General features: G+C 69.2%; 15 protein-coding genes and 1 pseudogene. 3 read left to right on the top strand and 13 right to left on the bottom strand.

Annotation, left to right across the window (positions count from 1 at the left end; genetic code table 11):
* The 11 genes from V7050_RS11110 to V7050_RS11060 all read right to left on the bottom strand — a co-directional run.
* Positions 1 to 472 (bottom strand): cupin domain-containing protein (locus V7050_RS11110; protein ID WP_324410540.1); only part of this gene is annotated, 472 nt, incomplete at its 3' end.
* Positions 472 to 1,446, bottom strand: coding sequence for a nuclear transport factor 2 family protein (locus tag V7050_RS11105; protein ID WP_324369223.1), 975 nt, complete (start codon positions 1,444 to 1,446; stop codon positions 472 to 474). The genes V7050_RS11110 and V7050_RS11105, both read right to left, overlap by 1 nt.
* Positions 1,446 to 2,456, bottom strand: a complete 1,011-nt coding sequence (locus tag V7050_RS11100; RefSeq protein WP_324369221.1) for a nuclear transport factor 2 family protein — start codon at positions 2,454 to 2,456, stop codon at positions 1,446 to 1,448. Before V7050_RS11100 ends, V7050_RS11105 begins: the two co-directional genes overlap by 1 nt.
* Positions 2,453 to 3,469 carry a LacI family DNA-binding transcriptional regulator gene (locus V7050_RS11095; RefSeq protein ID WP_324374781.1) on the bottom strand — a complete coding sequence of 339 codons (1,017 nt, stop codon included), beginning with the start codon at positions 3,467 to 3,469 and terminating at the stop codon, positions 2,453 to 2,455. The genes V7050_RS11100 and V7050_RS11095 overlap by 4 nt, the downstream gene beginning before the upstream one ends.
* Positions 3,469 to 4,233, bottom strand: a complete 765-nt coding sequence (locus V7050_RS11090) for an SDR family NAD(P)-dependent oxidoreductase (RefSeq protein WP_324369218.1) — start codon at positions 4,231 to 4,233, stop codon at positions 3,469 to 3,471. The genes V7050_RS11095 and V7050_RS11090 overlap by 1 nt, the downstream gene beginning before the upstream one ends.
* 2 nt (positions 4,234 to 4,235) lie before the next feature.
* Complete coding sequence (gene hisD, locus V7050_RS11085; RefSeq protein ID WP_324369216.1) at positions 4,236 to 5,564, bottom strand: histidinol dehydrogenase; 1,329 nt, start codon at positions 5,562 to 5,564, stop codon at positions 4,236 to 4,238.
* Positions 5,561 to 6,109, bottom strand: a complete 549-nt coding sequence (locus tag V7050_RS11080; protein ID WP_442885598.1) for an ester cyclase — start codon at positions 6,107 to 6,109, stop codon at positions 5,561 to 5,563. Before V7050_RS11080 ends, hisD begins: the two co-directional genes overlap by 4 nt.
* On the bottom strand, positions 6,106 to 7,203 hold the full coding sequence (locus tag V7050_RS11075) for an ABC transporter ATP-binding protein (protein ID WP_324369214.1): 1,098 nt from the start codon (positions 7,201 to 7,203) through the stop codon (positions 6,106 to 6,108). Before V7050_RS11075 ends, V7050_RS11080 begins: the two co-directional genes overlap by 4 nt.
* 11 nt (positions 7,204 to 7,214) lie before the next feature.
* A complete protein-coding gene (locus V7050_RS11070) occupies positions 7,215 to 8,096 on the bottom strand; it encodes a carbohydrate ABC transporter permease (protein WP_324369213.1) in 882 nt (293 codons plus the stop codon).
* A 4-nt stretch (positions 8,097 to 8,100) separates the two neighbouring features.
* Positions 8,101 to 9,129, bottom strand: coding sequence for a carbohydrate ABC transporter permease (locus V7050_RS11065; RefSeq protein ID WP_324374779.1), 1,029 nt, complete (start codon positions 9,127 to 9,129; stop codon positions 8,101 to 8,103).
* Positions 9,130 to 9,213: 84 nt separating this feature from the next.
* Positions 9,214 to 10,452: an ABC transporter substrate-binding protein gene (locus V7050_RS11060; protein ID WP_324368756.1), complete on the bottom strand. Its 1,239-nt coding sequence runs from the start codon at positions 10,450 to 10,452 to the stop codon at positions 9,214 to 9,216.
* Positions 10,453 to 10,619: 167 nt separating this feature from the next.
* Here V7050_RS11060 and V7050_RS11055 point away from each other — a divergent pair, with 167 nt between their 5' ends.
* Positions 10,620 to 11,708 (top strand): nuclear transport factor 2 family protein, encoded by a 1,089-nt coding sequence (locus V7050_RS11055; protein ID WP_324368758.1) that lies wholly within the window; start codon positions 10,620 to 10,622, stop codon positions 11,706 to 11,708.
* Positions 11,709 to 11,856: 148 nt separating this feature from the next.
* Here the strand turns inward: V7050_RS11055 and V7050_RS11050 are convergent.
* Both V7050_RS11050 and V7050_RS11045 read right to left on the bottom strand, forming a co-directional pair.
* Positions 11,857 to 11,976, bottom strand: a pseudogene (locus V7050_RS11050) (IS256 family transposase); the annotation flags it as partial.
* A gap of 70 nt (positions 11,977 to 12,046) precedes the next feature.
* Complete coding sequence (locus tag V7050_RS11045; RefSeq protein WP_324368760.1) at positions 12,047 to 12,265, bottom strand: DUF1127 domain-containing protein; 219 nt, start codon at positions 12,263 to 12,265, stop codon at positions 12,047 to 12,049.
* 258 nt (positions 12,266 to 12,523) lie between these two features.
* On the opposite strand from V7050_RS11045, the gene ruvC reads away from it, so the two are divergent.
* Together ruvC and ruvA are read left to right on the top strand one after the other, a co-directional pair.
* Complete coding sequence (ruvC, locus tag V7050_RS11040) at positions 12,524 to 13,030, top strand: crossover junction endodeoxyribonuclease RuvC (RefSeq protein WP_324368762.1); 507 nt, start codon at positions 12,524 to 12,526, stop codon at positions 13,028 to 13,030.
* Positions 13,027 to 13,490, top strand: a 464-nt coding sequence (gene ruvA / locus V7050_RS11035) for a Holliday junction branch migration protein RuvA (protein WP_324410537.1), incomplete at its 3' end; no start/stop codon positions are given. The genes ruvC and ruvA, both read left to right, overlap by 4 nt.

Raw genomic sequence — 13,490 nt, 5'->3', positions numbered from 1 at the left:
AGACCACGCCGCCGCCGGCGTCGTCGCCGCCGAGGATCGCCATGATCATGCCGTAATCGGTGCCGATGTTCTCGAAGCCGCGGAAGATGCCGGTGGGGATGTTGAAGATGTCGCCCTCCTCGAGCACCACCTCGCCGGCATTGCCCCAGCGCCCCCAGAAGAAGCGCCAGCGGCCCCGGAGCACGAAGAAGACCTCCGCCGTGCGGTGGACATGGAGCGAGTTGCGGCATTTCGGCGGCTGGCCGGCGGCGCCGATGTTGAAGCCCGGCGTCTCCTTGATGTGCACGTGCTGGTCGGGGCTCTCCGAGACGCCGCCGCCGATGACGGTGAAGTTCTCCTTCTGGTCGGAGCCGGGGGTATGGGCGTCGATGAAGGCGGTCTTGCAGGGCTGCAGGTCGCCGTAGCGCACGATCCGCGCCTCCATCTCGGCGGCGGAGAGCGTCGTCGGGCGGGTCTTCTCCAGCGTGGCCATCACTTGTCTCCCTGGTGCAGCAGGATCTGTTTCCAGATCGCGATCTCGTCGAAGAGGGTGAATTCGCGGCGCAGGCCCCAGGGGCCGAACTCGGCATGGGTGATGCCCATGACATGGACCGGCGCGCCGGTGGGCGGGCCGAAGGCGCCGAAGCCGTCGTGCCTGCCGTCGAGGCTCCAGCGCACCGCGGCGCGGTGCGGCTGGCCCGGGTCGGCGCGGCCGATGACGTGGTGGATGGAGAAGGTCGCCGACGGGAAGGCGGTGCGCAGGTTCATCCATTCGAACTCGGCGAAATCCCAGGACCAGCCGCCGCGGGCGCCGGGGTGCTCGGTGCGCACGGCGCGGTCGTATTCAGCGCGGATCACGGCGATGTCCTTGTCCATGATCCGGGTGAGGATGTCGGCGAGGCGCTGCCCCCATTCGCTGTCGTTGCCGCGGGAGGCGTAGCCGCCGGGGATGTCGTCGGCGGGCGCGAAGGGGCGCGCCGCCTTCTCGGGGCCGCCCTCGCGGGCGATCTGGCGGCGGGCGAAGCGCTTCGGATCCTTGCCGAGCTGGCGGACGATGCCGGACGCGTCGCGGATCAGCCATTCGTCGTAGATCGTGCCGTCCTTCGCGGCGCAATCGGCGATGGCGCGGATGGTGAAGCTCCGGCCGGTCGGCTTGCCGAAGGCCCCGTGCCCGAGATGCGTGCCGGTGGTGACGAGCCGGTGCGAGGAGAGGAAGCCGGTCTCCTCGTCGCCGGACCAGATCACGTCCTCGCCCAAGAGCCGGCGGTCGGGGAATTCGGCGAGCGTCGCCAGCGTGCCGTCGATGGTGCCGCGGTTGCCGTGCACGATGCCGGAGGGAAAGCGCATCGGGATGTCGGGCGCATAATAGTGGTCGAGGCTGCGGAGCCGCCGCTCCTCCCAGATCTCGTGGGTGATCTTCAGGATGTAGTCCGGCAGGTCGGCGAACCTCGGGTCGAAGCCTTTCATCAGAGGTCTCCCGTCCCGAGGAGGATCTGCTTCCAGATCGCGGTTTCGTCGTAGAGCGCCCATTCGCGGCGCAGGCAGGGCCCGCCCGCCGCGCCGAAGGGGCCGAATTCGGCGTGGCAGATGCCTAGGACGTAGACCTCCGCCCCGCTGGGCGTGCCGAAGGTGCCCCATCCCGAGTGCTTGCCGTGGAGCGACCAGCGCAGCGCCGCGCGCGGCGGCATGAGCGGGTCCTCGCGGCCGATGGCATGATCGATGGTGAAGGTGGCGTCGGGGAAGGCGGCACGCAGCCCGAGCCAGAAACGGTCGGCGCCGGACCAGCCGAGCCCGGTGACGCCGCCCGGGTATTCGAGGGTCGCGGCGCGGTCGTATTCGCGGGGGATCACCGCGAGATCCGCGGCCATGATGCGCGAGACGATGTCGGCGTAGCGCGCGCCCCATTCGCTGTCGTTGCCGCGACCGTCATAGGGGCCGGCGACGTCGTTGGCCGGGGTCATCGGCTGAACGCATTTCTCGGGTCCGCCCTCGCGGGCGATCAGGTCGCGGGTCCAGGCGACCGGGTCATGCCCGAGCTGGCGGACGATGGCGCCCTGGTCGCGCACCAGCCATTCGTCGGTGACGCGGTCGTGGCTGATCGCGCAATCGGCGAGGATGCGGTAGGCGAGGCGCCTGCCCGTCGGCGCGCCGTAGATGCCGGGGCGCTCGTGGGTGGCGGTGCAGATGAGCCGGTGCGACGAGAGGAACGCGTCGGTGGTGGCGTCGGTGCGCGCCGGATCCTCGCACCAGATCACGTCCTCGCCCAGGAGCTCGCGGTCGGGGAATTCGGCGAGCGTCGCCATGGTGGCGGCGATGACGCGGGAATTGTCGACCACCACCGAGGCCGGCGAGCGCACGATCAGGCCGGGCGCGTAGCGGTGGGTGAGGCTCGCGATCGCGCGGTCCTCCCAGATCTCCCGCGTTATGCCCATGACGAAATGCGGCACGTCGCGCCATTTCGGGTCGAAACCCATCATTCCCCGGGCTTCCTGCGGGTGGAGCCGCGTTCCACGAGCATGCCGTCGATGCGGATGCGGCGGGCCGCCCGTTCGCCGCCCTCGATGCGGTCGATAAGCGTGGTCACGGTTTCCGCCACCATGCGGTTCACGCGCTGGCGGAAGGTGGTGAGGTCGTAGGCCGGCCAGGAAGCGAGCGGCACGTCGTCGAAGCCGACCACGGCCACGTCGCCCGGCACCGACAGGCCCAGCTCGAAGCGCAGCACGTCCATGGCCGCGAAGGCCATGTGGTCGTTGCAGGCGAAGACCGCGTCCGGGTGGTCGGCGCGGTCGAACATGCGGCGGGTGGCGTCGCGGGTGGCGGCATGCTCGAAATTCCCCACGCCGCGGGCGAAGAGCGCCTGGCCGGCCGCCGCCAGCCCCTCGCGGAAGCCGGCCTCGCGGTCGCGCTGGGTCGAGGCCTCCTCGAAGCCGGCGAGATAGGCGATGCGGGTGCGGCCGATGGATGCGAGATGCTCGGCCAGGGCGCGGCCGCCGGCGAAATTGTTGGTGGTGACGCTCGAGAGCCGGTCGTCGTCCTGGTCGCGGTTGAAGAGCACGACCGGAATGCCGAAGGAATGGCACTGGCTGGCGAGCGAGGAGGACATGGAGACCGAGGCGAGCACGATGCCGTCGACCTGGTAGTCGAGGATCTCCTGCATCACCCCGTCGATGTCCCCCACCGTGGGCGCCGCCATGAAGACGAGCACGTGGTAGCCCTTTTCCTGCAGCGCCACCGAGAGGCGTTCGACCGCCTCGGGGTAGAACTGGTTCTCCAGATAGGCGACCACCAGCCCGATGATGCGGCTGCGCCCGGTGATCAGCGAGCGGGCGAGCACGTTGGGGCGGTAGCCGAGCTCGGCGGCGGCGCGGCGCACCTTCTCGACGGTGCGCTTGGAGGCGGAGGCACCGGGGGTGAAGACGCGGCTGACCGCCGACTGGCTGACCCCCGCCAGCTTCGCCACGTCCTGGGATGTGACCTTCTCGCCGGCCATCACTCCGCCGTCCATCCGCCGTCGACCATGAGCGCCGTTCCCGTCACCAGCGCCGCGGCATCGGAGGCGAGGAAGGCGATCGCGCCCATGATGTCCTCCACCTCGCCCACGCGGCCGAGCTTGATCCTGTCCTCGATCCAGGCGACGCGCTCGGGATCGGCGAAGGTGGCGCTGGTGAGCGGGGTGCGGATGAAAGTCGGGCAGAGCGTGTTGACCCGGATGCCATGGGGGCCCCATTCGATCGCCATGGCCTTGGTGAAGCCCTCGACCGCGTGCTTGGTCGCGCAATAGACCGCCCGGTCGGGGCCGCCGACATGGCCCATCTGCGAGGAGACGTTGATGAGCGAGCCGGGCCTGCCGGCGGCGATCAGGCCCCTGGCGACGGCCTGGGTCAGGAAATAGGCGCCGCGGATGTTCAGCGCGGCGACCGCGTCGAAATCGGCGGGCGCGGTGTCGGTGGCGGCGGAATGGCGGGCGAGGCCGGCGCTGTTGACGAGCACGTCGAAGGGGCCGCGCCCGGCCACCGCCGTCGCGGTGGCGGCCGCGTCGGCCACGTCGAGAACGAGGGCCTCGGCCGGGAATCCGGCGGCGCGCAGCGCCTCGCAGACCTGTCCGAGCCGGCCTTCCGAGCGCGCCGCCAGCACCACCTGCGCACCCTGCTCGGCCAGCGCCACCGCGGCGCCGAGGCCGATGCCCGAGGAGGCGCCGGTGACCAGCGCCCGGCGCCCGTCGAGGCGGAAGGACGGGGTGCGCGGCAGGTCCATGGCTATTCGGCGGCCTCGTGCCGGGGTGCCGCGGCACCATAGGGGATGTTGCGGCCGCCGTAGCGGCGCACGCGGATATTGGCCTGTTCGGCATGGCCGACGAAGCCCTCCAGGATGCAGAGCCGCGAGCAGTATTCGCCGATCATCGCCGCCGCCTCGTCGGTCGTCACCTTCTGGTAGCTGTGGGTCTTGATGAACTTGCCGACCCAGAGCCCGCCAGTATAGCGGCCCGCCTTCCGGGTGGGCAGGGTGTGGTTGGTGCCGATTACCTTGTCGCCGTTGGCGACATTGGTGCGCGGCCCGAGGAAGAGCGCGCCGTAGGAGCGCATGTTCTCGAGATACCAGTCGTCGCGGTCGGTCATCACCTGCACGTGCTCGGAGGCGATGTCGTTGGCGACCTTGAGCATCTCGTCGTGGTCGCTGCAGAGGATGACCTCGCCGTAGTTCTCCCAGGAGACGCGGGCGGTGCCGGCGGTGGGCAGGATCCCGAGCAGGCGGTCGATCTCCTTGAGCGTGCCTTCCGCGAGCCGGCGCGAGTTGGTCACCAGCACCGCGGGGGAGTTGTAGCCGTGCTCGGCCTGTCCGAGCAGGTCGGTGGCCACCAATTCCGCGTCCACCGTCTCGTCGGCGATCACCATGGTCTCGGTCGGGCCGGCGAAGAGGTCGATGCCGACCCGGCCGTAGAGCTGGCGCTTGGCCTCGGCGACAAACGCGTTGCCGGGGCCGACCAGCATGTCCACGGGGGCGATGGTCTCGGTGCCGAGCGCCATGGCGCCGATCGCCTGGATGCCGCCGAGCACGTGGATCTCGTGGGCGCCGCCGAGATGCATGGCGGTGATCACCGCCGGGTTCGGCCTGCCCTGGAAGGGCGAGGTGCAGGCGACGATGCGCGGCACGCCGGCGACGCTCGCGGTGGCGACCGACATATGCGCCGAGGCGACCATCGGGAACTTGCCGGCGGGCACGTAGCAGCCGACGGACTGGACCGGGATGTTGCGGTGGCCGAGAATCACGCCCGGGAGCGTCTCGATCTCGATGTCGAGCATGGAGTCGCGCTGGGCCTTGGCGAAGTTCTTCACCTGGGCCTGGGCGAACATGATGTCCTCCATCTCGCGGGGGCCGACCTCGGCCATCAGCGCCGCGATCTCGTCCGGGCTCAGGCGGAAGGAGGGCGGGCTGTAGCGGTCGAATTTCTCGCTGAATTCGCGGACCGCGGCGTCGCCGCGCGCCTCGATCTCCTTAAGGGCCTCCTCGACCACGGCGCGGACCTTGGCGTCCTCCTCGGCACGGTCCGTCTCGGGCTTGCCGCGCTTGAGATACTCCACGGTCATGATGGGGCTACCTCGCTGGTTTCGGGCGGCTGCGGCGGGGTCCTCTCGCCGCGGTCGAAGGCTTCCCAGCCCTCGCCGTCGAAGGCGTCGCGCCCGAGCTGGGCGAGGACCGCCGGGAAGTCGACCGAGACCCAGTTGTCGGCGATGCGGCCGTCGCGCAGGCGCCAGAAATCCATGTAGGGGATGGTCACGCGCCGGCCGGTGGCCGGGATGCCCATGAAGGTGCCGGAATGGGTCGCCTCGATATGGCCGAAGCAGGAGACCCATTCGCCCTGCGCGATGAAGCGCGCGGTCCTGTAGTCGCGCTCGGTGAAGGCGGCGCGGAACGGCAGCTGCCAGTCGCGGCGGAAGGCGTCGAGCCCGTGCTTGGTGCCGCAGCCGCGGTTGCCCATCCAGCGGAAATCCTCGTGGAAATGCTCGCCCATGGTGTTCGAGTTGGAGCCGAGCGCCGCCTCCATGCGCAGGACGGCATCGAGCGAGGCCCGCGAGGTCTCCGGGTCGTCGTCGGCCGGCTCGGGCATCTTAGGGAAGGACGCCGCGGTCATGGCGTCGCTTCCGTTCCCGGCACCGGCCGGTGCGGGGCGTTGCCGGCCCAGACGAGCCGGCCCGTGGACTTGTCGAAGAGATGGCAGATCTCCGCCGGGACCGCCGCATGCACCCTCTCGCCGATCCTGGTGCGGTAGTCCTTGCCCCCCTTCACCGAGACCAGCCCGTCGCCGAGCCGGTAGCTGATCATCGTGGCCTCGCCGAGAAGCTCGACCGAATAGACCGGGGCGGCGATCTGGCCGCCCGCGTCCACGATGCTGGCGTCCTCGGCGCGGAAGCCGAGGGTGATCGGGCCGGAATGCCGCGTGGGCAGGCCTGCGATGCGGGTATCCGGTGCCTCGAAGACGCCGTCCCTGATCGCGCCTTCCACGAGGTTCATCGCCGGCGAGCCGATGAAGGAGGCGACGAAGGTATTGGCGGGATCGTTGTAGATCTCGGTCGGTGTGCCGACCTGCTGGATCACGCCGTTGTTCATCACCACCACCCGGTCGGCGAGCGTCATCGCCTCGATCTGGTCGTGGGTGACGTAGATCGTGGTAGTCTTGAGCTCGTGCTGGAGATGCTTGATCTGGGCGCGCGTCGAGACCCGGAGCTTGGCGTCGAGGTTGGAGAGCGGCTCGTCCATCAGGAAGAGCTTGGGCTCGCGCACGATGGCGCGGCCGAGCGCGACGCGCTGGCGCTGGCCGCCGGAGAGCTCGGCGGGGCGGCGTTCGAGAAAGTCGAGAAGCTCCACCGTCGCCGCCGCCTTCATCACCCGGTCGTTGTGCTCCTCCTTCGGCACCTTGCGCACCCGCAGGGGGAAGCGGATGTTCTCGAAGACGGTCATGTTGGGATAGAGGCCGTAGGACTGGAACACCATGGAGATGTCCCGGTCCTTGGGCTCGAGGTCGTTGACGACCCGGTCGCCGAGCCAGATCTCGCCGTCGGTGACGTCCTCGAGCCCGGCGATCATCCGCATGGTGGTGGACTTGCCGCAGCCGGAGGGGCCGAGCAGCACGAGGAATTCCTGGTCGGCGATGTCGAGGTTGAAGTTGTCGACGCCCACGTAGGAGCCCCAGCGCTTGGAGACCTTCTTGAGACGGAGTTCGGCCATGTGGGGGCCCCCTAGCCTTTGACCGCGCCGGCGGTCAGGCCGCTGACGATCTGTTTCTGGAAGAAGAGCACCAGCAGGAAGAGCGGTGCGATGGCCGAGACGACGGCGGCGACGGCATACATCACCTTGCCCTCGGCCTGGGTGGAGCCGAGGAAGCTCGCGATCTTCGGCACCATGGTCTGGTTCTCCTGGCTGAGCAGCATCGCCGTCACCGTGAAGTCGTTGTAGGCGAGCAGGAAGGAGAAGAGCCCGGTGGTGATCACCCCCGGCCACATCACCGGAATGACCACGAGTCGGAAGGCCTGGAAGCGCGAGCAGCCGTCGACCATGGCGCTTTCGTCGAGATCCTTGGGGATCGAGAGGAAGAAGGAATGCAGCATCCAGAGGGTGAAGGGCTGGTTGATCGCCACGATCACGATGATGGTGGTGGGAAGGATGCCCCAGATGTTGAGCTGGAAGAACGGCAGCAGGTATCCCGAGACCAGCGTGACATGCGGCATGGCGCGGAACACCAGCGCCGCCATGAGGATCCAGAAGGTGTAGCGGTATCCCGACCGCGCCAGCGCATAGCCGCCGAGCGTGCCGAAGGTCAGCGAGATCAGCGTCACGAAGACGGTCACGATCAGCGTGTTGATCGCCGCGCGCCAGAATTCCTGCTCGACCCAGGCGCCGTGATACCCCGCGCCCGTGAAGGCGCTGCCGGTCCGGGCCTGGGTCACGGGGCCGGTGACGGCGTTCATCCAGTCGGTGCGCGAGAAGAAATCCGCCTCGACCTTGAAGGAGCCCCAGACCGTCCAGAGGAACGGGAAGGCGGCGACGATCAGCCACAGGACGATGAAGGCGGTCGAGAAGACGACCAGGGTGGTGGAGCGGCTCCGGGCCTTGCTGGACATCGGCTCAGACCTTCCGGTTGAAGTCGCGCCAGGTGCGGATCAGCACCGGCATGAGCAGGATCACCACGCCGATGATGGTGAGCATCGAGGTGGCGGCGGCCGAGCCGAAGAGCGGCGTCTCCGATCCGCGCAGGTCGTTGTAGATCAGGTAGCTGAGCGAGGTGGCATTGGCCGCGGCGGAGAAGCCGATGATCGGCTCGAAGACCCGGAAGTTGTCCATGAGCTGCACCAGCGCGATGAAGGTCGCGAGCGGCATCAGATGCGGGATCACCACGAAGCGCACCCGTTCCCATCGGCTCGCGCCGTCGATCATCGCGCTCTCCAGCGTGTCGCCGGGCACGGTCTGGAGGCCGGCGTAGAAGACCACGAAGCTGAAGGGCGCGGCATGCCAGACGCCGTAGAGGAAGAGCGTGACCCAGGTCAGGGTGGGGGAGGCCTTGAGCGAGAGCTGCGGGTCGTTCAGCAGCAGCTGGAGATTGGCCCCGATCACCCCCGAGCTGTCGATCATCCAGAAGAGCACCAGCGAGCCGACCAGCGGCGTCACGATCATCGGCAGGAGCGAGAAGAAGATCACCGGGCCCTTGAGCAGCCGCGGGATCGAATTCACCCCCAGCGCGACGAAGAAGCCCAGCACCATGCCCAGCGGCGTGACGATGAAGGTATAGGCGATGGTGAAGATCAGCGCCTTGTAGAACGGCAGGTTGAGCATGGCGCGGAGCGCCGAGACCGGGCCGTCGCTGTCGCGCCAGATCGCGCCGACCTCGGCGAAGGCAAGGTGGCTGGTATTGGCATAGGTGCCGAGCCAGTTGAACCGGCCCATCGGGCTCTCCTCCATCGCCCGGTCCATGGCCTCGGTGTCGATGCGGAGTTCCTTCTCGCAGCCGAAGGGTCCGCAGTTCTCGACCTCGACGAGGATCTGCTCGTGCTCGATGAAGAGCGATTGATAGGCGACCGAGAGGATGGGCAGCGCGATGAAGAGCAGCATCACGAAGAGCGACGGTGCGATGAACTTGAAGAAGGTGCGGTGCGGCATCGCGCGCTCCCGTCGGCGGTTCGAAGGAATCCGGGCGGCGTGGATGTCCGGGGAGGGGCGGCGGGGCCTCTCCCCGGGACGGCGTCAGTTGAGGAAGCCGGCCTCGCGGGCCGCGGTGTTATAGGCCTGGGTCGCGTCTTCCAGCGCCTGTTCGGCGGATTCCTGGCCCTGCATGAATTCGGCGAGGTTCTCGCCGATCGCGGTGAAGAGCACGCCCATGTAGGGCAGCATCGGGAAGGGCTTGGCGCCGGCCTTGAGCGTCTCGATCACCCCGACCGCCGCCGGGGTCGGCTCGTAGCCCTTGATGAGCCAGACCGCGACCGGGGCGTATTCCTGGGCGACCTCGGGCCGGATGCCGTGCATCATCGCCTGGAAGGACGCCTCGGCATCCTCGTCGGAGATGTTCTTGGCGATCGCGAAGCCGTCCCACCAGAGCGTGGCCGCCGGCGTGGTGCCGCCGCCGACCGTGGGTGCCGCCGCGAGCACGGTATTGGCCGCGACCTCGGGTGCCGGCCCCTCGGTGTCGATCAGGGCCGAGGCGCGCGAGCCCCAGCCGTTGAGGATGGCAACCTCGCTGGCTTCCCACATCGGCTTGATCGCATTGGTGTCGAAGGTCATGAAGTCCGGGCCCATGAAGCCGCTCATGGCCTTCATGGTCTCGAGCGCCGCGACGCCCTTCTCGTTCACGATGCTGGCGTTCGGCGTGCCCGGCTCGAAGAACTCGCCGCCGTAGCCGAGATACATGTTGACGAATTCCTCGGCCAGGTCGAAGCCGGGCTTGAAGTTCGCCGCGAGCGGGGTCGCGAGGATGCCCTTCTCGCGAAGGATCGCGGCTCCCGCCAGGATGTCCTCGTAGCTCGTCGGCGGCTCGAGTCCGGCCTCCTCGAGCAGGTCCTTGCGGTAATGCAGATGCTGGGCATTGGCCATGAAGGCGATCGCCATCACCTTGCCGTCGATCCTGATCAGCTGGGTCGGCTCGAGGCTCTGGCCGTATTTCTCCACGAGATCGTCCAGCGGCCGGATCAGGCCGTCGTTGAGCAGCGGCACGACCGAATTGTTGGCCACCACCGCCACGGTATAGGTCGCCGGATTCGTGGTCAGGGCCGCGACCTGGATGTTCTTGTGCTCGGTGGTCTGGTTCTTGGTGACCTCGACCGTGGCGCTGGCGCATTCCTCGGCGCCGGAGGCGACCACGTGCAGCGCCTCGAAATCGTTCGAGAGGATGCGCACGGAGCCCGACTCGATGCCGCAATCGGCGAAGGCGAAAGAGGGGGCCGCGAGCAAGGCACCGGCAGCGGCGGTCATCCTGAGAAGGCTTTTCATGCGTGACTCCCGTTAAGTGGACTGGCGCGCGGCTTCTGCGCGTCCGCGCGGCTTTCTGGCGGCTGGCCGCGGGATCGGTTTTCCTGGCGAGGGTTGCGGCGACCTGCGGGAATGGTTAACACTGAATGAATACGTTTGCAACAATTTCCTGCATAGGAATGCAAGAGATGTCCGGAGGCGTTTCGGAGAGCCGCCATGCGCGCAACAAGCGGCTCGTGCAGGGGAGGCTTGCGGCGCTGGCCGAAGCGGGGCCGGCGGGTGCCGGGGAGGCCCTGCGCGCCGCGTTCCGCGGTGATATCGAATGGCGGGGCGCGCATCCGCTCAACGAGATGCGCGGCGTCGAGGCGGTGGAGCGCCGGGTCTGGGCACCGCTGCTCCGGTCCTTCTCCGACCTGGAGCGGCGCGACCTGATCCTGGTCGGCGGCGCCTACGAGGGGCGCGACTACGTGGCGGCCGTGGGGCATTACTGCGGCACCTTCCGCGGGGACTGGCTGGGCATTCCGGCCACCGGGCGCGCCGCCTTCATCCGCTTCGGCGAGGTCCACGAGATCCGGGACGGCTGCATCGTCCAGGCCAATTGCCTCTGGGACATCCTCGACCTGATCCGCCAGGCCGGCCTCTGGCCGATCGCCCCGAGCCTGGGCGCCGAGGGCATGTGGCCCGGCCCGATCACCGGGGACGGGCTGCGGTTCGCCGATTCCGACCCGGGGCAATCCGCCGCCAGTCTGGCGCAGACGCTGGCGATGCATGCCACGCTGCACGCCTTCACCGATCGGGATGCGGGGGCGGAGGCGCTCATGGCCATGCCGCAGCGCGAGCACTGGCATCCGCGGATGATGTGGTACGGCCCCGCGGGGATCGGCACGGCGCGCGGCCTGCGCGGCTTCGTCGATCACCACCAGCTGCCGTTCCGCACCGCCTTCCCACGGCCGGCGAGCGCGGCCGAGGCCGAGGAGTTGGCGGCCGCGCGGGCCGCCATGGGCGGTGGGCATTACATCCGCATCGGCGACGGCCCCTATTCGGTCACCGGCGGCTGGCCGAGCCGGGTCGATCGCCACGCAGGCCCGGACTTCCTCGGCCTGCCGGCGACGGGGCGGATCGTCGGCATGCGGGTGATGGATTTCTACCTGCATGACGGGGGGCTGATCCGCGAGAACTGGGTGCCGCTCGACCTGCTCGATCTGCTGCGCCAGCTCGGCGTGGATGTGCTCGGCCGGATGCCGAGCCATGTCCGACGGGGCGCCGCAGGGGCATGAGCGCCCTCAGGGATCACATGGGCCTTGGCACGGTCTCGGCCTTGCCGACGCGGGTTGCGGGCTGGGAGAAGACGGCGAGGCCTCCCGCTTGCGCGAGCAGGGCGCTGCCTTGGGAGTGACGGTGCCCGCCGGAGTTGCGTCCCGTTCGGGTCTCGACGGCAAGTGCGCGGACGAGGCGGCGGCAGCTGCCGGCCTTGGGGAGGATCCGGACGGCATGGATGCGGCACTTGGCCGCCTCGTTGCGGCGCTCGAGCAACCTGGTGCTCTTCTCCCGGCCCGAGGCCCGGGCCAGCGGCCAGAGCGTCGGTCGGACGCAAGGGCCGTTGGTCAAAGGCGCCTCAGCGGCGGGCCATCTGGTCCGCGACGCGGGCGATGTCGGCGCGGATCAGGCCGATGTCGGAGAGCTCGCGGTCGCTGAGCCGCTGGAGCGAGCCGACGGTGGCGCGCGAGATCCGCCAGGCCTGGAACGCCTTGACGGCCTCCTCGACCAGATTGGTCAGGCGGAAGGTGGTGATGGCTCCGAGGGGGACGGCACCCTTGTATTCATAGACGGACATGACACTGATCCCGACAGCAAAAGGGGCCGGCCGATCCGGCCCTCTCGAGGAGCGATATGGCGCGGAATGCCGCGGCCCACAATCCGTGGTTTCTGCATGGCAGACATGCAATTTCCGACTGTATCGTAACCACTTGTAAGGATTTGGTCGCCCTCGGGTCCGGCGCGGGGAAAGCCCCTGCATCCGAGCGTGCTTGGCGGTTGTCGCGGGGTCGTGCTATGGATCGCGCAAAGAGCAGGCACCGGAACGGCAGGTCACATGCGCGTCATCGGAATCGACCCGGGTCTCCGCCGGACCGGATGGGGTGTCGTCGATGTCGCGGCGGGCGGCATCGCCCATGTGGCGAACGGGGTCTGCCTCTCGGAGGGCGCGGATCTCGCCGAGCGGCTCTGCAGCCTGCATGTCCAGCTGACCGCGGTGCTCGCCCGGCATCGCCCCGAGGCGGCGGCGGTCGAGCAGACCTTCGTCAACAAGGACGCGGCCGGCACGCTCAAGCTCGGCCAGGCGCGCGCCATCGCCCTTCTGGTGCCGGCGCAGGCGGGGCTCAGGGTGGCGGAATACGCGCCGAACGCGGTGAAGAAGACCGTGGTCGGGGTCGGCCATGCCGACAAGGCGCAGGTGGCGCATATGGTGAAGCTGCAGCTCGCCGGCGTGGAGCTCGCCGGGCCGGATGCGGCGGATGCGCTGGCGATCGCGCTCTGCCACGCCCATCACGCCCGCTTCGCCGGGCGGATGCAGGCGGCGCTCGACGGGGCGCGGGCATGATCGGCAAGGTCACCGGGCGGCTCGACCACCGCGGCGCCGACCACGTGCTGATCGATGCTGGCGGCGTGGGCTATGTGGTGCATTGCTCCGAGCGCACGCTGGCGGCGATGCCGGGGCCGGGGGAGCGCGTGGCGCTCTATACCGAGCTCCTGGTGCGCGAGGATCTGATGCAGCTCTTCGGCTTCCGCACGCTGGCCGAGCGCGAATGTCACCGGCTGCTGACCTCGGTGCAGGGGGTGGGCGCCAAGGCCTCGCTGGCGATCCTCGGCACGCTCGGGACCGAGGGCGTGGCGCGCGCGCTCTCGCTCGGCGACGCGGCGGCGATCCGGGCGGCGCCCGGCATCGGGCCGAAGATCGCCCAGCGCCTGGTGCTGGAATTGCAGGCCAAGGCGCCCTCGATCCTGGCGATGGGCGCGGCGGGCGCGCAGCCGGCTCTGGCCGGGGCGGGCGGCGCGGGCGA

This window comes from Amaricoccus sp. (genome assembly GCF_036846665.1).
Lineage (GTDB): Bacteria > Pseudomonadota > Alphaproteobacteria > Rhodobacterales > Rhodobacteraceae > Amaricoccus.
The sequence above is the reverse complement of the archived record's forward strand: the minus strand, read 5'-3'. Positions and strand labels throughout refer to the sequence as shown.

What these genes read in the sequence shown, in the direction of transcription:
- V7050_RS11105 (WP_324369223.1), bottom strand. Translation starts at nt 1,446, where the DNA reads ATGAAAGGCTTCGACCCGAGGTTCGCCGACCTGCCGGACTACATCCTG.
- V7050_RS11100 (WP_324369221.1), bottom strand. Translation starts at nt 2,456, where the DNA reads ATGATGGGTTTCGACCCGAAATGGCGCGACGTGCCGCATTTCGTCATG.
- V7050_RS11095 (WP_324374781.1), bottom strand. Translation starts at nt 3,469, where the DNA reads ATGGCCGGCGAGAAGGTCACATCCCAGGACGTGGCGAAGCTGGCGGGG.
- V7050_RS11090 (WP_324369218.1), bottom strand. Translation starts at nt 4,233, where the DNA reads ATGGACCTGCCGCGCACCCCGTCCTTCCGCCTCGACGGGCGCCGGGCG.
- hisD (WP_324369216.1), bottom strand. Translation starts at nt 5,564, where the DNA reads ATGACCGTGGAGTATCTCAAGCGCGGCAAGCCCGAGACGGACCGTGCC.
- V7050_RS11080 (WP_442885598.1), bottom strand. Translation starts at nt 6,109, where the DNA reads ATGACCGCGGCGTCCTTCCCTAAGATGCCCGAGCCGGCCGACGACGAC.
- V7050_RS11075 (WP_324369214.1), bottom strand. Translation starts at nt 7,203, where the DNA reads ATGGCCGAACTCCGTCTCAAGAAGGTCTCCAAGCGCTGGGGCTCCTAC.
- V7050_RS11070 (WP_324369213.1), bottom strand. Translation starts at nt 8,096, where the DNA reads ATGTCCAGCAAGGCCCGGAGCCGCTCCACCACCCTGGTCGTCTTCTCG.
- V7050_RS11065 (WP_324374779.1), bottom strand. Translation starts at nt 9,129, where the DNA reads ATGCCGCACCGCACCTTCTTCAAGTTCATCGCACCGTCGCTCTTCGTG.
- V7050_RS11060 (WP_324368756.1), bottom strand. Translation starts at nt 10,452, where the DNA reads ATGAAAAGCCTTCTCAGGATGACCGCCGCTGCCGGTGCCTTGCTCGCG.
- V7050_RS11055 (WP_324368758.1), top strand. Translation starts at nt 10,620, where the DNA reads ATGTCCGGAGGCGTTTCGGAGAGCCGCCATGCGCGCAACAAGCGGCTC.
- V7050_RS11045 (WP_324368760.1), bottom strand. Translation starts at nt 12,265, where the DNA reads ATGTCCGTCTATGAATACAAGGGTGCCGTCCCCCTCGGAGCCATCACC.
- ruvC (WP_324368762.1), top strand. Translation starts at nt 12,524, where the DNA reads ATGCGCGTCATCGGAATCGACCCGGGTCTCCGCCGGACCGGATGGGGT.